General features: G+C 67.5%; 20 protein-coding genes and 1 pseudogene. All 21 read right to left on the bottom strand.

Going from position 1 to position 21,323, the window contains the following annotated elements:
* The 21 genes and pseudogenes from ACOGXD_RS06880 to extP all read right to left on the bottom strand — a co-directional run bounded on the left by ACOGXD_RS06880 (position 1) and on the right by extP (position 21,249).
* Positions 1-537 carry an NADH-quinone oxidoreductase subunit B gene (locus ACOGXD_RS06880; protein ID WP_419917134.1) on the bottom strand — a complete coding sequence of 179 codons (537 nt, stop codon included), beginning with the start codon at positions 535-537 and terminating at the stop codon, positions 1-3.
* A gap of 20 nt (positions 538-557) precedes the next feature.
* On the bottom strand, positions 558-923 hold the full coding sequence (locus tag ACOGXD_RS06875; protein ID WP_419917133.1) for an NADH-quinone oxidoreductase subunit A: 366 nt from the start codon (positions 921-923) through the stop codon (positions 558-560).
* A gap of 61 nt (positions 924-984) precedes the next feature.
* Positions 985-2,565, bottom strand: coding sequence for an NADH-quinone oxidoreductase subunit N (locus tag ACOGXD_RS06870; protein ID WP_419917132.1), 1,581 nt, complete (start codon positions 2,563-2,565; stop codon positions 985-987).
* Entirely contained in the window at positions 2,565-4,157 is a 1,593-nt protein-coding gene (locus ACOGXD_RS06865; protein ID WP_419917131.1) for a complex I subunit 4 family protein, read from the bottom strand. The genes ACOGXD_RS06870 and ACOGXD_RS06865 overlap by 1 nt, the downstream gene beginning before the upstream one ends.
* Positions 4,158-4,159: 2 nt before the next feature.
* A complete protein-coding gene (nuoL, locus tag ACOGXD_RS06860; protein WP_419917130.1) occupies positions 4,160-6,082 on the bottom strand; it encodes an NADH-quinone oxidoreductase subunit L in 1,923 nt (640 codons plus the stop codon).
* An 18-nt stretch (positions 6,083-6,100) separates the two neighbouring features.
* A complete protein-coding gene (gene nuoK, locus ACOGXD_RS06855) occupies positions 6,101-6,367 on the bottom strand; it encodes an NADH-quinone oxidoreductase subunit NuoK (protein WP_416246633.1) in 267 nt (88 codons plus the stop codon).
* Positions 6,368-6,411: 44 nt separating this feature from the next.
* A complete protein-coding gene (locus ACOGXD_RS06850) occupies positions 6,412-7,050 on the bottom strand; it encodes an NADH-quinone oxidoreductase subunit J (protein WP_419917129.1) in 639 nt (212 codons plus the stop codon).
* Positions 7,050-7,727: an NADH-quinone oxidoreductase subunit NuoI gene (gene nuoI / locus ACOGXD_RS06845; RefSeq protein WP_419917128.1), complete on the bottom strand. Its 678-nt coding sequence runs from the start codon at positions 7,725-7,727 to the stop codon at positions 7,050-7,052. The genes ACOGXD_RS06850 and nuoI overlap by 1 nt, the downstream gene beginning before the upstream one ends.
* Positions 7,727-9,004, bottom strand: coding sequence for an NADH-quinone oxidoreductase subunit NuoH (gene nuoH / locus ACOGXD_RS06840; RefSeq protein ID WP_419917127.1), 1,278 nt, complete (start codon positions 9,002-9,004; stop codon positions 7,727-7,729). Before nuoH ends, nuoI begins: the two co-directional genes overlap by 1 nt.
* Complete coding sequence (nuoG, locus tag ACOGXD_RS06835) at positions 9,001-11,490, bottom strand: NADH-quinone oxidoreductase subunit NuoG (protein ID WP_419917126.1); 2,490 nt, start codon at positions 11,488-11,490, stop codon at positions 9,001-9,003. Before nuoG ends, nuoH begins: the two co-directional genes overlap by 4 nt.
* Positions 11,483-12,919, bottom strand: a complete 1,437-nt coding sequence (nuoF, locus tag ACOGXD_RS06830) for an NADH-quinone oxidoreductase subunit NuoF (protein WP_419917125.1) — start codon at positions 12,917-12,919, stop codon at positions 11,483-11,485. The genes nuoG and nuoF overlap by 8 nt, the downstream gene beginning before the upstream one ends.
* A 58-nt stretch (positions 12,920-12,977) precedes the next feature.
* Positions 12,978-13,607 (bottom strand): NADH-quinone oxidoreductase subunit NuoE, encoded by a 630-nt coding sequence (nuoE, locus tag ACOGXD_RS06825; RefSeq protein ID WP_419917124.1) that lies wholly within the window; start codon positions 13,605-13,607, stop codon positions 12,978-12,980.
* A 61-nt stretch (positions 13,608-13,668) separates the two neighbouring features.
* Positions 13,669-14,958 (bottom strand): NADH-quinone oxidoreductase subunit D, encoded by a 1,290-nt coding sequence (locus ACOGXD_RS06820; RefSeq protein ID WP_419917123.1) that lies wholly within the window; start codon positions 14,956-14,958, stop codon positions 13,669-13,671.
* Positions 14,955-15,485, bottom strand: coding sequence for an NADH-quinone oxidoreductase subunit C (locus ACOGXD_RS06815; protein WP_419917122.1), 531 nt, complete (start codon positions 15,483-15,485; stop codon positions 14,955-14,957). Before ACOGXD_RS06815 ends, ACOGXD_RS06820 begins: the two co-directional genes overlap by 4 nt.
* Positions 15,486-15,565: 80 nt before the next feature.
* Positions 15,566-16,105 (bottom strand): annotated as a pseudogene (locus ACOGXD_RS06810) (NADH-quinone oxidoreductase subunit B); the annotation flags it as partial.
* Complete coding sequence (locus ACOGXD_RS06805) at positions 16,105-16,617, bottom strand: NADH-quinone oxidoreductase subunit A (RefSeq protein WP_419917121.1); 513 nt, start codon at positions 16,615-16,617, stop codon at positions 16,105-16,107. The gene ACOGXD_RS06805 and the pseudogene ACOGXD_RS06810, both read right to left, overlap by 1 nt.
* 69 nt (positions 16,618-16,686) lie before the next feature.
* On the bottom strand, positions 16,687-17,583 hold the full coding sequence (locus tag ACOGXD_RS06800) for a hypothetical protein (protein WP_419917120.1): 897 nt from the start codon (positions 17,581-17,583) through the stop codon (positions 16,687-16,689).
* Positions 17,580-18,845, bottom strand: coding sequence for a c-type cytochrome (locus ACOGXD_RS06795; RefSeq protein ID WP_419917119.1), 1,266 nt, complete (start codon positions 18,843-18,845; stop codon positions 17,580-17,582). The genes ACOGXD_RS06800 and ACOGXD_RS06795 overlap by 4 nt, the downstream gene beginning before the upstream one ends.
* On the bottom strand, positions 18,838-19,725 hold the full coding sequence (locus ACOGXD_RS06790) for a ubiquinol-cytochrome c reductase iron-sulfur subunit (protein WP_419917118.1): 888 nt from the start codon (positions 19,723-19,725) through the stop codon (positions 18,838-18,840). Before ACOGXD_RS06790 ends, ACOGXD_RS06795 begins: the two co-directional genes overlap by 8 nt.
* Before the next feature lie 12 nt (positions 19,726-19,737).
* The gene (locus ACOGXD_RS06785) at positions 19,738-20,505 is read right to left on the bottom strand and encodes a menaquinol-cytochrome c reductase cytochrome b subunit (RefSeq protein ID WP_419917117.1); all 768 of its coding nucleotides are present in this window, start codon (positions 20,503-20,505) and stop codon (positions 19,738-19,740) included.
* Positions 20,506-20,532: 27 nt separating this feature from the next.
* Positions 20,533-21,249, bottom strand: coding sequence for a selenite/tellurite reduction operon b-type cytochrome ExtP (gene extP / locus ACOGXD_RS06780; protein ID WP_416246634.1), 717 nt, complete (start codon positions 21,247-21,249; stop codon positions 20,533-20,535).
* Positions 21,250-21,323: the final 74 nt, after the last annotated feature.

Below are 21,323 nucleotides of genomic sequence, written 5' to 3'. Positions count from 1 at the left end.
CTACGCCTGCGCCGATCCCGCGGGTGCTGCCGGCGCCGCCGGCACCACTATCGGCTCGCCGCGCCAGCGTTCTTGCATGTCCTCGCGCTGGATGCGCTCCTGCAGCAGCACGATGCCTTCCAGCAGCGCCTCGGGCCGCGGTGGGCAGCCGGGCACGTACACATCGACCGGGATGACCTGGTCGACGCCCTTGGTCACCGAGTAGCTGTCCCAATACGGCCCGCCGCAGTTGGCGCACGAGCCCATCGAAATGACGTACTTGGGCTCGGGCATCTGCTCGTACAGGCGGCGGATGACCGGCGCCATCTTGTCGGTGACGGTGCCGGAGATCACCACGAGATCGGCTTGGCGCGGGCTGGCCGGGAACGGGATGACGCCCAGACGCATCACGTCATAGCGGGGCGAACCGAATGCGGCGCCCATCTCGATGGCGCAGCACGCCAAGCCCCACTGGTACACCCACAGCGAGCGTGCCCGGCCGAAATTCAGCAACCAGCTCAGCGGCTTGGGCAGTTTGACCTTGTCGACCAGTGCCATCGCGGGATTCCCTCAGCCCCTCACACCCAGCGCAGGACGCCCTTGCGCCATGCGTAGAACAGGCCCAGCACGAGGATGAAGATGAAGATCGCCATCTCGACCAGGCCGAACAGGGCGTACACCTCGAGTCGCGTCGCCCAAGGAAAGATGAATACGGCCTCCACGTCGAACAGCACAAACAGCACCGCAAAGACGTAGTAACGGATCTGGCTCTGGGTCCAGTCGCTGCCGACCGGATCGACGCCGCTCTCGTATGCGATGAGCTTCTGGGGCGTCGGTCGCTGCGGCCGCAGGACCCGTGCGACTCCGAACATCGTGAAGGCCATCAGGACTGCCGCTGCGCCGAAGATTGCGACGGTCAGATAGCTCCGCAAGAGGTCGGACACGGACCGCAACGCTAGCGACTTCGCGCCACCCTGCGCCGAATCTGCGATGCCGGAAACTCGGCTACGGGATGATCGACAAGACGGCCTGCTGGCTCCATTCGAGGAGCGTCTGCGGGAAGACGCCCACGACGACCGTTACGGCGACCGCGAGGCTGATGGCGAACACCGAGGTCAGGGGCAGGCCGCCCCAGCGTGGCCGGCCCCGTCGGGCTGCGGGAGCCCTGTCGTCGCCGTCGGCCGACTCCTCCGGGGCGTACATGGCCAGTACGACCCGCAGGTAGGCGAAGGCGCTCACCACGGCCGTGACCATGGCCACTGCGGCCAAGACGTAGCCCTCGGCGTCGATGGACGCCAGGATGACCTCGAACTTGGCCACAAAGCCGGCCGTGAACGGCACGCCGGCCTGCGCCAGCAGCAGCACGGTGAACGCAAGTGCCAGAACAGGGCGGCGACGTGCGAGCCCGCCGTAGCGGCTGTATGCGTGGGCGCTCGCATCGGCTTCCGACGATCGAAGCTCGGCACCGACTACCGACAGCACCGCGAAACTGCCCAGCGCCATGAACGAGTAAGTAATCAGATAGAAGACCGACGACGACACAGCGTCACCGCCGCCCTCCTCAGCCCACTGCACCAGTCCGCTGGCCGCCGGGACCGCGGAGAGGCCGACCAGCACGAAGCCTGCGTGGCTGATCGAGCTGTAGGCCAGCATCCGCTTCACATCGTTCTGGCAGATGGCCATGACTGCGCCCACGGCGAGCGTCGCGAACGCCAGCGCCACCAAGATCGGCGTCCACGCAGTGCTCTGCTCGAACACCGCCACGTACAGCACCCGCGCCAGCGCAGCGAAGCCGGCCGCCTTGGCGATCGACGCCAGGTAGCCGGTGACCGGGCTGGGCGCGCCCTCGTACACATCGGGTGCCCAGAAATGGAACGGGACAGCGGCCACCTTGAAGCCCAAGCCGACCAGCAGCAACGCAATGCCGGCAAGCAGCAGGTAGTCGGTTTCCCTGATCGATCCGAACAGGAAACCGCCGATCCCGCTGAGGTTCGTGCTGCCGGTGGACCCGTACACCAGCGCGATGCCGTAGAGGAAGAACGCCGAGCTGAATGCCCCCAGCACGAAGTACTTCATGGCCGACTCGCGTGCCGACGCCCGCCGCCCCGCCAGTGCGATCAGCACGTACAGCGCGATCGACAGCGACTCAAGACCGAGGAACAGCACGATGAGGTCGTTCGCACCGGCCATGACGACCGCACCCGCGGCAGAGGCGAGCAGCAGCGCCGCGAACTCCGGCGGCGCCATGTCATAGCGGTCGAGGGCCGAATGCGCGACCAGCGCTGTCATGACCACTCCGGCGCCTACCAGCACGGTGAGCAGCAGGCTGAAGCCGTCGCTCACGAAGGCCCCGTTCAGGGTGGGCCGCGGTGCGAGGTCCCAGGCAGCCCACTGAACAGCGGCCACGATGGCCGCCGCTGCGCCGGTGGCGATCGTGACGATCGTCGACACCCAGTCCGGCAGCGCACGAGGCGCCAGCGAGGCCACCAGCAGCAGTCCGAGCGCTGCGCCGACGAGGATGATCTGCGGGGTGAGCACCCACCAATCGACGGCCGGGGCCTCGAACGCGATCTCGACCTGGGCCATCAGTGGCCGTCCTCGTCGTGCTCACCGCCGCTGTCGCCGTGGTCCACCACCACGGGGTCGCCGGGTTCGGGCACCTCGAAGCCGCTGTGTTCCTCGAAGTGCTCCAGCAGCTTGTCGGCAGCCGGCTCCACTGCGTCGAGCAGGGGCTTCGGGTACACACCGAGCGCCACCGCGGCGATGACGAATGGCGCCAGCGTCAGCAGCTCGCCGCGGCGCAGGTCGGCCGTCTGCCGGTCGGCCGCTGCAGGAGGCCCGTGGAACACCCGCTGGTAGGCCCACAGCAGGTACAGCGCTGCCAGGATCACCCCGGAAGCGGCGATGACCGTCCACCAACGCCGCGTCTCGAACGAGCCGATCAGGATCAGGAACTCGCCCACGAACCCGTTCAGGCCCGGCACGCCCACCGACGACAGCATGATCAGCGTGAACACCCCGGCATAGACCGGCGCTGCGGACTGGATGCCGGCGAGCTCGTCGATCTGGCGGGTGTGCCGCCGCTCGTACAGCATCCCCACCAGCAGGAACAAGGCGCCGGTGCTGATGCCATGGTTGACCATCTGGATCACGCCGCCGCCGACTGCCTGGGCGGTGAAGGCGAATATGCCCAGCACGATGAAGCCCATGTGGGCCACCGAGGAGTACGCCACGAGACGCTTGAGATCGCGCTGCATGGCGGCGGTGATCGCACCCCAGATGACGCCCACCACGCCGACGGTCACCAGCACGGGCGCGGCCCAGTCGGACGCCTCGGGGAACAGGTACAGCCCGAAGCGCAGCAGGCCATAGGTGCCCAGCTTCAACAACACAGCCGCCAGCACCACCGAACCCGCTGTGGGCGCTTCGGTGTGCGCATCGGGCAGCCAGGTGTGCAACGGCACCACGGGCACCTTCACCAGGAACGCGATCGCGAACGCGACGAAGCAGAGACGTGCGGTGTTCTCGCCCAGCAGCTGCCCTTCGGCGAGCGTCTGGAGGTCGAACGTGATGCCGCTGTCGGGCGAGCCGAGCACGGCCGTGGCCACGATCGCCACGAGCAGCAGTGCCGAGCCCGCCATCGTGTAGATGAAGAACTTTGTGGCGGCGTAGCGGCGTCCCTCGTAGCCCCATCCCGCGATCAGCAGGTACATGGGCACCAACACCACTTCGAACATCACAAAGAACACGAATAGGTCGAGCGCGACGAAAGCGCCCACCGAGCCAGCCTGCAACAGCAGCATCCATGCCGTGTAGGGCTTGGGATCGTGGTGCGGGTCGACGCCGGCCAGCACGATCGGCACCACCACGCTGGTCAGCACCACCAGCCACAGCGAGATGCCGTCAACACCGACCTGCCACGAGATGCCGAGCGCCGGGATCCACGACTGCTGGCTGACGAACTGGAAGCCAGCATCGGCAGCTTCGAATTGCCACGCCAGCGCCAGCGCCAGCGCACCGCCGATGGCCGCGAACAGCGTGCCCAACGGGCGGGCCAGATCCGGGCGGCTGCGCGGCAGCAGCGCGACGATCAGCGCACCCACCGCGGGCACGAAGATCAGTGCGTTCAGCAGCGGGAAATCGCCGGCGGAGCCCGAGGCGGCGAGCAGGGAGCCCATGGCTATGAGACGCCCTGAAGCGCGAGCCAGATGACGAGGATGATTGCACCGACGGCGACGCCCGATGCGTAGTGCCGCAGGTAGCCCGACTGCAGCGGCCGCACGGCTTCGCCGAGCATCCGGACGAGCTTCGCCACGCCGTTGACGGCACCGTCGACGAAGCGCCGGTCAGCCGTGGCGGCGGCCTCGAACGCCTTGGTGCCCGGCCCGCCGACGAAGTTGGAGATGGTCGAGTCGACGTAGAAGACGTTCTCGAGCAGCGCCGGTTCGAGCCGGTTGCCGGGAAGGCGCGAACGCAGCCATGTCGCTGCGGCGACGGTGATGCCGATCAGCGCCGCAAGCACTGCGACGAATGCGAGCAGCAGCTTCTCCCAAGTCTGCGAGGAGAAGCGATGCTCATGAGCCAAGGCGGGCTCCAAGAAATGCTCGAGCACCAACCAGTCGCCCACCAGCGGCAGATTCATGATCCCGCCGATGGCGGCCGCCCCGGCCAGCACCACCAGCGGCAGCGTCATGGTGGCGGGCGACTCGTGCGGGTGAGCGCTGTCATCCCAACGCTGGCCGCCGAAGAACACCAGGAAGGTTTGGCGGCTCATGTAATAGGCGGTCAGCAGCGCCGTGACCAGTCCCACGGCCCATAGCACATGTCCAACGCGCAGCCAGCCGAGAGTGACGTAGGAGTGTTCCCAGGCGGCCAGCAGGATCTCGTCCTTCGACCAGAAGCCCGACAGCGGCGGCACACCGGCAATCGCCAGCCATCCGACGATGAACGTGACGGCGGTGACGGGCATGACCGCGCGCAGCGCACCCATCCTGCGCATGTCCTGCTCGTCGCCGAGACCGTGGATGACCGAGCCGGAGCCCAGGAACAGCAGACCCTTGAAGAACGCGTGGGTGACGACGTGGAAGATCGCCGCCACGTATGCGCCCGAGCCAATCGCCAGGAACATGTAGCCGAGCTGGCTGACCGTGGAGTACGCCAGGACCTTCTTGATGTCGTGCTGTGCCACTGCCGCCAGCGCCGCGAACAGCGCGGTAGCTGCGCCCACGATCGCAATGATGAGCAGCGCCGTGTCAGTGAGCACCGGGTTGAGCCGAACCAGCAGATATACGCCGGCCGTCACCATCGTGGCGGCGTGCACCATGGCCGAGACCGGGGTGGGGCCCTCCATGGCGTCGGGCAGCCAGACGTACAGCGGCAGCTGGGCTGATTTGCCCGCGGCGGCGAGCAGCAGCAAGAGCGAGACAGCGGTGGCGGTGCCGGTGGCCAGCGCCGGCGCCCCTGCCGCGATGCCTGCGTAGGACACCGTGCCGAGCGTCGTCCACAGCAGGAACGTGGCGATCATGAAGCCGAAGTCGCCGATGCGGTTGGTGACGAACGCCTTCTTGCCGGCGGTGGCAGCGGTGGGCCGCTCGTGCCAGAACGAGATGAGCAGGTAGGAGCAGGTGCCGACGCCCTCCCAGCCCAGGAACGTGACCACGAGGTTCTCGCCCAGCACCAGCATGAGCATCGAGAACAGGAACAGGTTGAGATACAGGAAGAACTTGGAGTACTTCGGGTCGCCGTGCATGTAGCCGACCGAGTACAGGTGGATGAGCGTGCCGACACCGGTCACGAACAGCGCCATCGTCATCGACAGCGGGTCAACCAGCAGGGCAGCGTCGACCTCGAGGCCGCCGATCGGCATCCACTCGAACAGCGTCGAGACGAACCAGCGCCCGCCGTGCCCACCGGCACCGCCTTCGTCGGCCGACTCGAGCGCCAGCAGCCCGCCGAACGTGACGAGCGTGAACAGGAATGATCCGGCGCTGGCCGCCGTCGCCAGCCAGCCGGCGCGGGGCTCGCCCAGGCGCGGTCCGGCCAGCAGCAGCACCGCGAACCCGGCGAGGGGCAGCGCGGGGATAAGCCATACGAGCTCGACCATCGACTCAGTCCCCCGGCCTCAGCCCTTCAGGGCCGACAGATCGTCCGCTGTCGCCCGGGGCGAAGCGCGCAGCACCGCCACCACCAGTCCGAGACCCACCACCACCTCGGCCGCCGCAACGACCAGCACGAACAGCACCACCGTGTGCCCGTGCACATCGCCGAAGCGGTCGGCGAAGGCAATGAAGCTGAGATTGACGCCGTTGAGCATCAGCTCGACGCACATGAGCATGATCAGCGGGTTGCGCCGCACCAGCAGGCCCGTGCCGCCGATGAGGAACAGCATCGCTCCGAGCGTCAGGTACCAGCCGGTGGTCACCTCGAGGCCGCTCACTGGCGTGCCTCCTGCGGCGTCGCGCCGCTCTCTGCAGGCGCCGATTCGCCGCCGTGCTGGCCGGCGCGCCGTCCATCGGCGCCGTAACTGCGTCGCGCAAGGATCACCGTGCCGATGACCGCCACGATGAGCAGCAGCGACGTCAACTCGAAGGCGTACACATAGTCGGAGAACAGCGACCGGGCGATGGCGTTGACATCAGTCGCATAGCTCGTGGCGGCTGCGTCAGCTTCGGTTACGACGATGCCTGCTCTCTCCAGCTCGTACGAGCGAGCGCCCTTGAAGATCCGGTCGACTGCGGCGACCAGCCAGACCAGCACGGCGGCACCGCCGAGCCCGAATGCCGCCGCGGTCCACCGCTGGGCCGGCAAGGCGCCCAGCGACAGCTCGGCTGCCCGGTCCACGCCGAGCAGCATGATGACGAACAGGAACAGCACCACGATGGCGCCGGCGTACACGATGACCTGCACGGCGGCGATGAAGTGGGCCTGCAGCGCGACGAACAGCACCGCTATGCCGAACAGCGTCATCACCAGCATGAGCGCTGCGTGCACCGGATTGCGCGACAGCACCACGCCGACCGCGCCGACGAGACATGCGGCACCGGCCACCGCAAACACCACCACTTCGACCATCAGTGATGATCTCCTGCCGCAGACGCGTGGCTGTGCTCGTCGAGGTCGGCTGGCTCGTCGAGATCGGCTGAGGGATCGCCGGCGTCGTAGTCGGCGTGCTGGCCCTGCTCGGGCGCTCGCACGCCGTAGCCCAGCTCGCCGCTCCAGCCGACACGGCCCTCGTAGTCGGGCTGGCCCGACGGCGAGGTGGCCCGCATCCAGCCCGAAGTGTGCTCGTCGTCGCCGTCGTGCCACAGCTCCCATGGCTGCCGCCGGGGCCGTCCGTCGTCGTCGGTGAGCAATTCGTCTTTCGTGTAAATGGCGTCGCGGCGGGTGGGGAAGCTGAACTCGAAGACCTTCGTCTCGGTGATGGCCTCGGTGGGGCAGGCTTCTACGCACAGGTCGCAGTGGATGCAGCGCAGGTAGTTGATCTCGTAGACGTAGCCGAAGCGCTCCCCCGGCGACACCGGGTCATCGGGCGGGTTGTCGGCCCCGCGCACGTAGATGCACCGGGCCGGGCAGACGCCCGCACACAGCTCGCACCCGATGCACTTCTCCATGCCGTCGGGGTAGCGGTTGAGCACATGGCGCCCGTGGAAGCGGGGCGGCTTCGGCCGCTTCTCCTGGGGGTACTCGGTGGTGACCCGCTCGCCGAAGAGCTTGCCGAACGTGACCTTGAAGCCGTCGAGGTAGCCCATCAGCGGTCCCCTCCCGGTCCGGCGTCATCTGGCGATGCACCGACCGGCATCAACTCCTCAGGATCGTGATCACCAAGACCTTCGGAATCCGTGTTGCGCTTGGCTGCCCGCAGTGCCGCCGCCAGCAACGTCCAACCCAGCGCGAGCCCAGCAGCGCTCAGCCCCAGCACCACCACCACTTCTTGCAGTGTGCTCCAGCCCTGATCGACCACCAGCTGCCGCAGGCCCAAGAACATCAGCCAGAACAGCATCACGGGGATGAGCACCTTCCAGCCCAGCGACATCAGCTGGTCATAACGCAGGCGGGGCAGCGTGGCGCGGAACCAGACGAACACGAACAGGAAGGCGAACACCTTGGCCAGGAACCACACGGTCGGCCACAACCACGTCCAGCCGAAGAACACCGGCCCGGCCGTGCCGCCGAAGAACAGCGTCACCATGATCGCCGACATCGTGATCACGTTCATGAACTCGGCCAGGAAGAACAGGGCGAACCGGATCGACGAGTACTCCGTGTGGAAGCCGCCTACGAGTTCCTGCTCGGCTTCGACGAGATCGAACGGGGGACGGTTCAACTCCGCGGTGGCAGAGATCAGGAACACGAGAAACGGAACGAAGCCTGTCGTGATGAGGAGCCACTCATCCACGCCGCCCGCTTGAGCCCTCACGATCTCGTGAGTGGACAGCGTGCCTGCCGTGATCACCACGGCGACAACGGACATGCCCAGCGCGGCTTCATAGGAGATGGCCTGTGCCGAGGCCCGCACCGACCCGATGAGCGGATACTTCGAACCTGAGGACCAGCCCGCCAGCATCACGCCGTAGACAGCGACCGACGACATCGCGAGCAGCAGCAGGATGCCCACCGGCGGATCGGCCACCTGCAGGATGGTCTCCTTGCCGAAGAGCGTGACCGTGCCGCTGCGGCCTGGAGTGTCGGTGAAGACGCCGCCGATCGGCACGATTGCGAAGGCGACGAACGCGGTGACCGCCGAGATATAGGGCGCCAGCCGGAACACGAGGGGGTCGGCATTGGCGGGGCGCAGGTCTTCCTTGAAGAAGAACTTGACGCCGTCGGCGAAGGCCTGCAGCAAGCCCCACGGCCCGGCCACGTTGGGGCCGATGCGGTGCTGCATGTCCGAGATCAGCTTGCGCTCGAACCAGATCATGAACATGGTGGCGACCAGCAGGGCGGCGAACGCCACGAGCACCTTGATGCCCATGATGCCGATGTCGCCCCAGTCGACACCGTCCGCGAACAGCGGGTCGCCGGTCACCGTGACGCCTCGCCGGCGCGGGTCTCGATCCGCACGTCGGTGACTGGTGCCGTCGCGTCGATCAAGGCTCCCACGTCGATGAGGGGCGATGGGAACAGCACCACGACGTTCCCGCGGGCGATGTCGGCGTCGGCCACGATCGGCAGCCGCAGCGCACCGCGGTCGGAGTGCACTTCGACTTCAGTACCCGATTCGACGCCGACACGCTCCAGGTCGACCGGGTGCACGCGCAGCACCGTGTCGGCCGCCAGCGACGCCAGCGCAGGCGTCTGGTCGACCGTCACGCCGCCGTCGTACAGCTTGCGGCTGCAGACCAGGCGGAGGCCGTAGGCGTCTCGCGCCGGTGCGACGTGTTCGGGCGGGAATTCGGGCTCGAAGGCCGCTCCCGACGCCACCACACCATCAGCGGCAAGGTCCGGGCCGATAGCCCCAGCGTGCGTGGCGCACATGGCTGCGATCTCGGCAGTGATCTCATCCACCGACAGGAATCCGAGGTCGCCGCCGCACATCACGGCCAGCTCGGCCGCGATCATCCAGTCGGGGCGGGCTGAGCCGGGTGCGGTCACCAGCTCGCCGACGGCTGAGACGCGTCCCTCCAGGTTGGTCGTGGTGCCCGACTTCTCCCCGAACACGGCGGCAGGCAGCACGATGTCGGCCTCCGCCGCCGACTGGCTCACGAACGAGTCCACCGCCACGACCATGCCTGCGCCCGACACGCCGAGGCGCGCCAGCATGCTGTCGGGGAAATCGGTCAAAGGGTCTGCGCCGAGCAGGAAGAGCACGTCGATCTCTCCGGAGGCGGCTGCCGCGAGGATTCCCGTGGCGTCGTGCCCGCGCTCGCCAGGCAGCTCGCCCCACTCCGCTGCAAGCTCTAGCGGCGGGCTGGCACTCAGTGCCCGTCCCGGGAGCATCCCCGGCGCCAAGCCCATGTCGAGCGCGCCGCGGACATTGCCTCTGCGTGCGGCGACGAGGAAGCGGGCGTGGGGGACGCGAGCGCTGATCACCGCGGCCACCTCAGCCGTCGCCTCGGCGGATTCCGACACCGACGAGCGGCCCAGCACCACGACGACCGATCCGGATGCCAGCTCGCCGGCCAGCGGGTCATCGCCGTCGAGCAGGTTCCGCAGCACCGATGCTGCCTCGCCGCCGCGGCATTGCTCGCTGCGAACTGCGTTTCGCGTGAGACCTGTGGTGGTCGGAGCGATCTCGACCAGCCGAGTCGTGCCTGCTCGGGCCGCGCCGCGCAGGCGCAGGTGCAGAACCGGCAGCTCCTCACGGAGGTCCCCGCACACCAGCAGGGTCGTGTCGGCGCTGCACGCCTCGTCGATCGTCGCTGCCGGCAGGCCCACCGCCAGTTCGGCGGGCAGCCCGTCGCCGAGCTGCGCATCCACGTGGTCGGTCTGCAGCACCGTGCGAGCCAGCTTCGACCAGGCGTAAGCGTCCTCGTTGGTGCCGCGGGCACCGCCGAGCACGGCAATCGCGCCCGGTCGAGCCGCCTTCACCGCAGCGGCCACGGCACCGAGGGCACTCGCCCAGTCGGTCGGCTGGAAGCGGCGCAGCGGCTCGGCGTCGGCGATGTCGGAGGTGGTGCCCGACGGTGTGCGGGCCTGCAGCGGCGCCGTCACGCGGTCTGGGCTCGCCACCGAGCCGAAGGCGAAGCGGCCCTTGTCGCACAGCCAGCCGTGGTTGACCGGGTCGATGTCGACGCCGAGGTAGCGCACCAGCTCATTGCGCGACGACTGCACGGCGATGCGGCAGCCCACGGCACATGTCGTGCAGGTGGACTCGGTCTCCACGAGATCCCACGGCCGCGCCTTGAAGCGGTACGGCGATGCGGTGAGCGCACCGACGGGGCAGATCTGCACCGTGTTGCCCGAGAAGTACGACGAGAAGGGCTCGCCGGGGAACGTGAGCACCTGTGTCTCGTTGCCGCGCTCGGTGAAGTCGATGAGCGGATCGCCGGCAACCTCGTCTGCGAAGCGGGTGCAGCGGTCGCACAGGATGCAGCGCTCCCGGTCGAGGTGGACCAGGTCGGAGATGGGGATCGGCTTCTGGAAGTGCCGCTTCTCCTCCACGAACCTGGACTCGCCCGGGCCGTAGGCCATGGTCTGGTCCTGCAGGGGGCACTCGCCGCCCTTGTCGCAGACCGGGCAGTCGAGCGGGTGGTTGATGAGCAGCAGCTCCAGCACGCCTTCCTGCGCCCGCTGCGTGCGCTCGCTGGTGGTGTCCACCACCATCTCCGGCGAGACGGGGACCATGCAGGAGGGCTGCAGCTGCGGCCCCCGCCCGGTGTCGATCTCGACAAGGCACATGCGGCACATGCCCACCGGGCTCATCCGCTCGTGGTAACAGAACCGCGGGATATGCACCCCGGCACGGTCCGCGGCTGCAATGACGAGTTCGCCCGGCTGCGCATCCACGGCGATGCCGTTGATCGTCACCTCCACGGTGCTCGGCGCTGCTTCGGCGGCAGTGGCGTCAGACACGGATGGCCACCTCCGAGATGGAACTCGGGGCGGGTCCGTTGGGCATGCCGGTGTCGAGATGCGCATTCGGCGCGACCCGAGCTTCGAACTCCTCGGGAAACAGCGTCATGGCCGAATGCACCGGGGCGAATGCGGACGGTCCCACAAAGCAGATGGTGGTCATCTGGTACGGGAACGGCTTCGGCTCGAGGCCCCGCTCGGGCACCGCAGCGTGGGGAAAGTCGCCGGGGCAGATCGAGGCGCCCACTTCGAACAGCACGTCGAGGTCACGCGGCGAGCCGGTGCCGTCGCACACCCGCCGCAGCACCCGCTCCAGCCAAGTCGCCCCCTCCCGGCAGGGCACGCACTTGCCGCATGACTCGTGGGCATAGAACTTCGTCAGCGTGAGTGCTGCCGCGGGGATGTCGGTGGTGTCGTCCATCACCATCACCGCGCCGGAACCCAGCATCGACCCCTGCGGCCCCACCTCGGACGCCTCGAACGGCAGGTCGAGCTGGGCGGGCGTGAACCACGGCGCCGAGCCGCCGCCCGGAACGAAGGCCTTGAGCTCACGGCCCGGATGCATGCCGCCGCAGTAGTCCTCGCCGTAGATCAGGTCTCGGAACGTCGTGGTGCCGTTGGTGATCTCGTACACGCCGGGGCGCTGCACGTGCCCGCTCACCGCCACCATGCGCGTGCCGGGCGACGTGGGGGTGCCGATGGCGGTGAACGCCTCGGCCCCGTGCCGCAGAATCCACGGCAGGTTCGCCAGCGTCTCCACGTTGTTGACGATGGTCGGCTGGCCGTACAGGCCGATGGCGGCGGGGAAGTAGGGGGGCTTGAGCCGGGGCATGCCGCGGTTGCCCTCCAGGCTCTCGATGAGCGCTGTTTCCTCGCCCACCACGTATGCGCCGGCGCCCCAGTGCAGCACGATGTCGACCGAGAAGTCGGTGCCGCAGATGTTGCGGCCCACCCAGCCGGCCTCGTAGGCCTCGTTGAGGGCCTGTGCCACACGCTCCTGCGCGACGGCCATCTCGCCGCGGATGTACAGGAAGCACTGCGACAGCCCGACTGCGTAGCAGGCGATGAGGCACCCCTCGATGAGCTGGTGCGGGTCGAGCTCCATCAGCAGGCGGTCCTTGTAGGTGCCGGGCTCTGACTCGTCGCCGTTCACCACGAGGTAGCGGGGCCACACACCGGGCGGGCAGAAGCCCCATTTCACCCCGGCGGGAAAGCCGGCGCCGCCGCGCCCGAGCAGGGTTGCGCTGCGAACCTCGCCGTGGACCTCTTCGGGCGTGCGCTTCAGGGCGGCACGCAGACCCTCGTAGCCGCCGGTGGCCAGGTAGCGCTCGAGCGTGTAGCTGTCGGGATGGTCGAATCGCTCAGTGACGATGCGGGGCGCATCGTTGGCCACGAAGCCGGGCGCGTGGGGGATCGTGTACGACGCCATCAGTGGAGCCTTCCGCCGTCGGACGCGGACCGCACGCCAACGCGGCGGCTGGGGGCCCTCACGCCGAACCTGCCCCATTGCTGGCGGGTGCTGCCATCCAGACCGGCGGCTCGTTGACCGCTTCGGGAGGCACGGCGCCGACTGCTCGGTCGGCCGGGATGTGCTGGCGCACGCGGGCAGTGACCCCATGCGGCGGGATCTCGTCGTCGAGGGCACCGGTAGCGAGATCGTCAACGAGCTGGTCGAACCCGTCGGTGTCGACCCGGTAGCGGTAGCGGTAGTTCACCTGCAGGCAGGGCGCCTCGGTGCACGCCGCCTGGCATTCCGCGGATGCCAGCGTGAACAGGCCGTCGGCGGTGGTGCCGCCGGCGCGCACGCCGAGCCGCTCCTCGGCGTGCTCCATGAGCTCAGCGGCGCCGGCCAGCGCGCACGACATGGTGGCGCAGATGTTCACGAGATACTTGCCAACGGGCTCTCGCTTGAACATCTCGTAGAACGAGCAGGTGCCGAGCACCTCGGCGGGCGTGGTGTCGACGAGCTCGGCGATCTCCACCATCGCGTCTTCAGTGACCCAGCCGGCCTGCGCCTGTGCGACGTGCAGCAGCGGGATCATCGCTGACCGGCGCTTCGGGTAGCGGCCGATGATCTCGCGCGCCAGCGTCCGGTTTTCCTCAGTGAAAAAGCTCACTACCGGCTGCTCCCTTCACCGTCGGACGCGGAGCAGGCAAGAACGCGGCGTTCGCGAATGCTCATCTGTCGACTTCCCCCATGATCGGGTCGACTGAGGAGATGATGGCAATGGCGTCGGCCAGCAGGCCGCCGTACATCAGATGCGGCAGGCTCTGCAGGTTCACGAACGAGGGCGCCCGGATGTGCACCCGCTGCGGCTTGGGCCCGCCGTCGGAGACCAGGTAGCAGCCCAGCTCGCCGCGGGGTGACTCGACCGCCACGTACGTCTCGCCGGACGGCACCCGGAAGCCCTCGGTGAAGATCTTGAAGTGATGGATCAGCGCTTCCATCGACTCGTCGATGCGAGCCCGCGGAGGCGGCGTGACCTTGCGGTCCTCGGTGCGGTAGGGGCCCTTCGGCATCTTGTCGAGACACTGGGCGACGATGCGCATGGACTCACGGATCTCGTTCAGGCGGATGGAGTACCGATCGAACGTGTCGCCGTAGGCGCCGACGACGACGTCGAAGTCGACCTCGTCATACGCCAGGTACGGCATGGTGCGGCGCAAGTCCCACGCCTCGCCGGTGCTGCGCAGCAGCGGCCCCGTGGCCGACATGGCGATGGCCTCGTCGGAGGTGATGACACCGACGCCCTGGGTGCGGTCTCTCCAGATCGGCTGGCCGGTCATCAAGGTGTCGAACTGCTCGAGCCGGTCGGGCAGCACCGTCAGAATGTGCTCCACGTCGTCCTGCCAACCGTCGGGCAGGTCGGCTGCCACGCCGCCTGGGCGTATGTAGTTGTGGTTCATCCGCAAGCCGGTGACGCTCTCGAAGAACCGCAGGATCTCCTCGCGTTCCTTCCACCCGTAGAGCATCATCCCGACTGCGCCGAGGTCCATGCCATTGGTCGCGAGAAACAGCAGGTGGGAGCTCATCCGGTTCAGCTCGCACATCAGCATGCGGATCCACGTGGCTCGCGGCGGGATTTCCGTTCCCAGCAGATCCTCGACCGCGAGGCAGAACACCAGCTCGGTGAACAGCGGCGAGGCGTAGTCCATTCGGGTGACGTTCGTGGGCCCCTGCAGGAATGTGAGGTCTTCGGCGGTCTTCTCCATCCCGGTGTGCAGGTAGCCGATGATCGGCTTGGAGCGCAGCACCGTCTCGCCTTGGAGCTCCATCGCGATGCGCAGCACGCCGTGGGTGGACGGGTGCTGCGGGCCCATGTTGATGAGCATCGGCCCGTCGCCAGGTTCTGGTGTGACGGCCTCCATGTCATCTTCGACAACGGCAGCTTCCAGCGCAGCCTCTTCGGAGATGCGCAGCACGGCGTCCGTCGGTCGGCGGATGGCGGCGGCCGTTGCAGTGCTCATCGGCCTTCCACCGCCTTGAACTGCACCGGGATGGCACCGATGGCGTAGTCCTTGCGCAGCGGGTGGCCTTCCCAGTCGGGTGGCATGAGAATGCGGCTCGGATCGGGATGATCGCTGAAGCTGATGCCGAACAGGTCGGCCGCCTCCCGCTCGGGTGCCTCGGCGCCCGGGTACAGCCCGACCGCGGAGGGCACCTGCGGATCGTCGGCCGGTACTTGGGTGCGGATGCGCAGCCGTCGCCGGCCACGGAGATCCAGCAGGTTCACCACCACTTCGAAGCGTTCCGGCTCGATGCCGGGCGCCACGGCACGGCCGCGATTGGTGAGCCCGTCCACCGCACACACATCGACGCACAGCTCGAAACCATCGGCAGCGGCCATGCCGAGCACATCGAGGTACTCGTCGCGGCTCGGATGCAGCACCTGCTGGCCACGCTCGTCGGTGCACGGCACGCCGAACATGGTCGGCTGCTCAGCGATCTCTGTCGCTGGCGCGGCGTCGTCGGCTGCTGCGCCCTCGTCTGCCATCAGCGCGCCGCCGTGCTGGATTGCGGCACACCATGTGCCGCCGTGCCCGATTGCGGCACACCATGCGCCGCCAGATCCACCGCAGCGCCGCCGCCGCGCTCGGCCCGGCGCTGGGTCAGCTCGCCGGTGCGGATCTGCTCGTGCAGCGCAAGGATCGCATGCAGCAGCGTCTCGGGTCCCGGCGGGCAGCCGGGTGCGTACATGTCGACCGGCACAACTTGGTCGACGCCCTGCACGATGGCGTAGTTGTTGAACATGCCGCCGCTGGACGCGCACACACCCATCGACAGCACCCACTTGGGCTCCATCATCTGGTCGTAGATCTGGCGCAATACGGGTGCCATTTTCTGGCTGACGCGGCCCGCCACGATCATCAGATCGGCTTGACGAGGCGATGCGCGGAACGTCTCCATGCCGAAGCGGGCCAGGTCGTAGTGGGCCGTGCCTGTCGCCATCATCTCGATGGCGCAGCAGGCGAGTCCGAAGGTGGCCGGCATCAGGCTGCGCCGGCGTGCCCACTTCACCAGCTCCTCCACCGGTGCGGTGAAGACGTTGTGACCGAGCCCGGCGAGACCGTCGTCGATGCCGAGTCGCGACTTGAGATCGTCGATGCCCGCCATCAGCCTGCCGCCGTGCCGCTGCTGGGCTGCTGTGCGCCGCTCCACGCTGCGTCGGGGACGTGCTCGCGGCCGGTCAGCCCTACCGTGCGCACGCCAGTGATGCCGCTGCGGCTGGCAGGCGGCAGCGGGAGGACGCGGCGCTTGCGCGGGCCCCACTCCAGCCCGCCCATGGCCAGCTCATAGACGAACGACAGGAAGAAGATCACGACGAAGATCAGCATCGCCATGAATCCGAAGAGGCCGAGCTGGCTGTTCGCGACCGCCCACGGGTACAGGAAGACGATCTCGATGTCGAACATGATGAACAGCATCGCCACGAGGTAGAAGCGCACCGGGAATCGCTCGGGAATGGCGGCCTGGTCGACGATGCCGCACTCGTACGACGCCAGCTTGGCATTCGTGCTGCGCTGGGGTGCCAGCAGCCGCGATGCGATGATGCTCACCAGCACGAACAGCACAGCAAGCACGCCGAGAACCAACACCGGCAGGTATTCCGCCAAGCCATTGTTCATGCCCCGGACCCCCTCGGCGCGTCGGTGATCAGATGCCGGCCCCAGTCTGGCCCAAAACAGGCCAGCCGGTCACTGGCCCGCAGCTTCGCGCACCGCCCAGATCGCCTGATCCCGTCGATGCAGGTGGTAGCAGCCCAAGCCGAACAGCAGGGCAGAGAAGATCGTGAGCAGGGCCGGGCGGAGCCGCACGCTGCCGTGGTCACGCACCAGCACCACCGAGTACACCGGCTCGTTCTCGTCGATCTGGGGCTGAGGCACCACGATCTTGCCGTCGTCGCCGAACACGTTCGGATCGATCTCGACCCTCGGCTGGTACGGCTGGATCTGCACGACGGCGTAGTGCGGCCTGCCCCTGCTCGGCAGGAAGTACTGCGTGACAGCGTTGTCGGGAATGCTCAACGGCCGGTACCGCTCGCCGCCCCGGATCAGCACCCGGTACGTCTTGTATTCGTCCGCGGCCGAGAACAAACACGAATTCACAGCCAGCAGCCGGCGCGGGTCTGCACCGTCGCAGACGACATGTCCATCGGCCGCCGAGCGGGCGTCAGCCGCAAACGCCTGAGCTTCGACAATCTCGGGATCGGTGACCTCTTCGGCGTCGTCGTCGGACTTCTCCTTGATCACGATCTCGATCCAGCCGGGGGGCGGTTGATCGATGGGGATGCCCTCGAGCTGCTGCACCTCGTCGACCAGCACCGTTGCGGGATTGGAGGTCACCTGCAACACGTTCCATCCCGGCTGGCTGCCGATCCATCCGATGCCGAACACCCACCACACGATGGACATCAGCAGCATCCAGCCCCACAGCCCGGTCCACGCAACCAGGAAGCCAAGACGCACCCCGAGGTTGGTGGCCAGCAGCAAGTACACCGATCCGCACAGCACGGCGATGCCGATGATCACGGCCAAGTATCCGGTGAGTACCGGATCCCAGCTGACAATGCCGAGAAGGTGCGAGGCGGTCATTCGTCGTCTCCCGCTTCGTGCAACAGATCGAAGCCGACCGAGGCCTGGCGCTGCGGGTCGAGGCTTCGTTCGTACTCGACGATCTTCCGGATGTCGTCTTCGGTCAGCACCCGCTTGAAGCCGGGCATGCCGTAGTTGCCGAGGCGTGCAAACTGGCCGTACGCCACATTGTTCGCAGCGCCCTCCTCGACGAACTTGATGTGATCTTCGATGTCAGGGAACAGCCGCTCGAGGCTCACGCTGTTGAGCGCGGGTCCGTAGCGGCCGGCGCCGTCGGGTCCGGGAAGCACTTCCACCGTTCCGCCGTTGTTGGGCAACTGCGCGAGGCCGCGACCCGGCCAGCGCGGCGTATGGCAGCGGGCGCAATGCAGATCGAACAAGATCTTCCCGTCCGAGGCTCCCGCATACACATCTGACGCTCTGGCAGCCTCGAACCGCGCCGTGGCCCGAGCGTGGGCCTCCTCGTTGAGCGGGTTGTCCTCCAAGGCACCTGCTGCTTCGTCGACCAAGAGCTCGGCGATCTCATCGTCTCCTACTGCGGACGCGACGATCTCGCGGAGGATCTCGTCGTCCGCGGCATCTGCTGCGTCTTGGTCTGCGCCGATCCGGTTGGCCCACAGCCATGCCACGAGGTCGTCGATCTGCTGATCGTTGTACGGACCGCCGCCCTCGAGGCCCCACGCCGGCATGACGCCTCGGCCGTACACCAGGATCTGCCGCACCTCGGTGACCTCGTCGAGGGTCTCGGCATCGGTGTCGAAACGCGTGAACACGTCGTCGAGAGACGGCGCCTCCCACGTCGTGTTGATGACGAACGACTCCTTGTCGGAGAACTGGTGTCCGATGTCGAGCACCACCGGGGCGAAACGCGCGCCGCCGAGATCGGCGCCGTGGCAGTCGAAGCACTCCGCTGCGGTTGCGACGGCCTCGCCCCGACTCACGGCAGCTTCAGAGAACGACGTTTCCGCACCTGAACGGCGCCCGCCTTCGAGCATCCAGTAGACGGGCAGCACGAGCGCCATGATCAGCAGCATCAGCACGCCGAAGGCCTGAACCTTCTCCAGCCGGCGGCCTTCGAGTTCCTCGTCGTCGGGCAGGTTGCCGCGGTTGGGCGCCAACTCGATCTCGCTGCCGGCCTCGGACTTCGCCTGGCGGATGTTGACGAATACGTAGATCGCCCAGCCGACCACGACGACCGCTAGGAGCACGATCGCGATCGAACGCTCCGTGCTGACGGCCAGCATGTGGCTGAGCTCAGGCACAGTGCGGCCCCTCGAGGCCCTGGCCCGTGCTGTCGGTGCCGATCGCCGGTCCCTGCGACACCTTGCCGGTGTCGACGAAGACGTTGCCGCCCTCGATGGTCACCGGGAAGCGGTCCATCCCACGGGGTGCCGGCCCGGACTTCTTCTCGCCGACGCGGTTGTACTTCGAGCCGTGGCACGGGCACTCGAACCACTGCGAGCTGCCGCACACCGGCACCTTGCAGCCCAAGTGCGGGCAGACCTGCCACAGCGCGACGTATCCCAGCCGCATGCCTTCGAGCACCGCACCGCCGTACACCGTCTCTGCGTTGGACAGCGTCGCCGAATCGGTCGGGTACGGCTGGATGTAGCTCTGCGCCTCGGAGAAGTACGAGAAGTTCTCGGCCGGAGTGGACGACGAGATCGCCTCGTCAACCGAAGCCACCGTGCCGATCTTGATCTTCGAGCCGAATCCGCCTGTCGGGCGCGGCCAGAGGAAAGCGAGCATGGCCGCGTTGAAGGTGCCGAGACCCGTCGCCATCAGCAACACCGAGGACCGGTTCAGGAACTGCCGGCGGGTGACACCCACCTCGTCGGATGGCGGCGGCGCCCAGTCCTGCGGCAGCTCGGGCTCCGCGGTGGCGACGGGCGACGGGCGGCGCTCGGCGGCCACCGAGCGCTCCAGCTCTTGTGCTTGCGCGCTGACGCCGAATGCACCGGTGTCGTCACCAGCAGCAGCGTCGTCGCCGGCGCTCGCTGCCAGCTCGTCGCGTCGGCGGGTCTCGCGTGACAGGTGGCCCAAGCCGGTGGCGTCGCGACGGCGCAAGGAGACGAACGCGACCACGGCACCCAGCACGACGATGACCGGGATGGCAATCGCGAGAATGGTTCCGGTGGACATGCCGACGTGCTCCTACAGGTGGAAGATGCCGTGCAGACCGGTGTCCCACGGGTAGGTGAAGTTGAAGCCCTGCCCCCGGAAGAACGAGCCGATGATCACCAGCACTGCCCAGAACATGAGGTGGATCGTCTGGACCGAGATGGCGAACTTGCGGTCTTCGGGGCGCAGAGACGGGTTCTTGTCGACATAGGGGGCGAAGGCCAGCAGTATCAGCGCAACGCCCGGGATCGTCACGCCGGCGATCATCGGGTCGAACATCGTGAGCAGTTCCTGCAGGCCCAGGAAGTACCACGGCGCCTTGGACGGGTTGGGCGTCTCGTTGTGGTTGGCGAGCTCGAGCAGCGGTGCGTTGATGAACAGCGAGAACACCAGCGTGAAGGCCGTGATGAACAGCGCTGCGGTGAATTCGGCAGCCAGCAAGTGCGGCCAGACGTGGACCTTGTCGCCCGGGCTGGCCTTGACGTCCTGGATCGAGCCCGACTTGACGACCGTCAGCAGCCGGTGAGTATTGCCTGCGGGTCCGCCCATCAGCGGCGGCAGTGAGGTGGCCACCCCTCCGCCCGCAGCGGCGGGACCCCCAGGCGCCGCCATGCCGGCAACCGCAGGTGCGCCACCTGGCTGCTGGCTGGCTTCCAGCAGCGAACGAGGGATCGTGACACCGTCGTCGTCGCCGGGCTGCGCGGCGGCCGGCGCCTCGCCCTCGCCGGCCGCGGGCGCGCCGGTTGCGCGGGCTCTGGCTTCGGCACTGCGGCGCAGGAGGTGTTCGGGGATCTCAGTCATGCTGATGGCTCGGGACGTTCAGGCTTCCTACAGCGGCCCCGAAATGCCTCCGTCCTTTCTCACTCGCCAGAAATGGATCGCCATGAAGATGACGATGACAAAGGGGAGCATCAAGACGTGCAGCACGTACCAGCGCAATAACGTCTCTGCTCCGATCTGCTGGCCGCCTAGTAGTACGAACCGGACTTGCTCGCCGAATACCGGCGTGAAGCCCATCATGTTCGTGCCCACCGTGACCGCCCACAGCGCGAGCTGATCCCACGGCAGCAGGTAGCCGGTGAAGGCGAGCAGCAAGGTGAGCTGCAGCAGCATGACGCCGACGACCCAGTTGAACTCTCGCGGTGCCTTGTAGGCCCCGTGATAGAAGACGCGGGCCATGTGCAGGAACACGGTGATCACCATGAGGTGAGCGGCCCATCGGTGCATGTTGCGCACGAGCAGGCCGAACGCCACCTGCGTGTGGAGGCTCTCGATGTCGGCCCAGGCGGCCGTGTCGGTCGGCCGGTAGAAGAACATCAGGAAGATGCCCGTGATCGTCAGCAGGATGAACAGGAAAAAGCTCAGGCCGCCCAGGCACAGCGTGTAGCTCACCTTCACGGCGTGCCGCTTCACCTTCACCGGGTGAAGGTGGTACAGGACGCTGTTCATGATGACGTAGGACCTGTTCCGGGGGCTGTCGGTGTAGCCCTTGCGGAAGATCGAACCGGGCCGGAAGATCGACGTCCAGAACTGGCTGTCCTGCATCCAATCGGCCGCCTGCTGCTGCGCGTTCTGGAGACGCTGCGGCAGCTTCGGCTTGGTATCGGGGGACTCGAGCG

The sequence above is a fragment of the Candidatus Poriferisodalis sp. genome, from assembly GCF_965204125.1.
Classification (GTDB): Bacteria; Actinomycetota; Acidimicrobiia; order Acidimicrobiales; family Poriferisodalaceae; genus Poriferisodalis.
The sequence above is the reverse complement of the archived record's forward strand: the minus strand, read 5'-3'. Positions and strand labels throughout refer to the sequence as shown.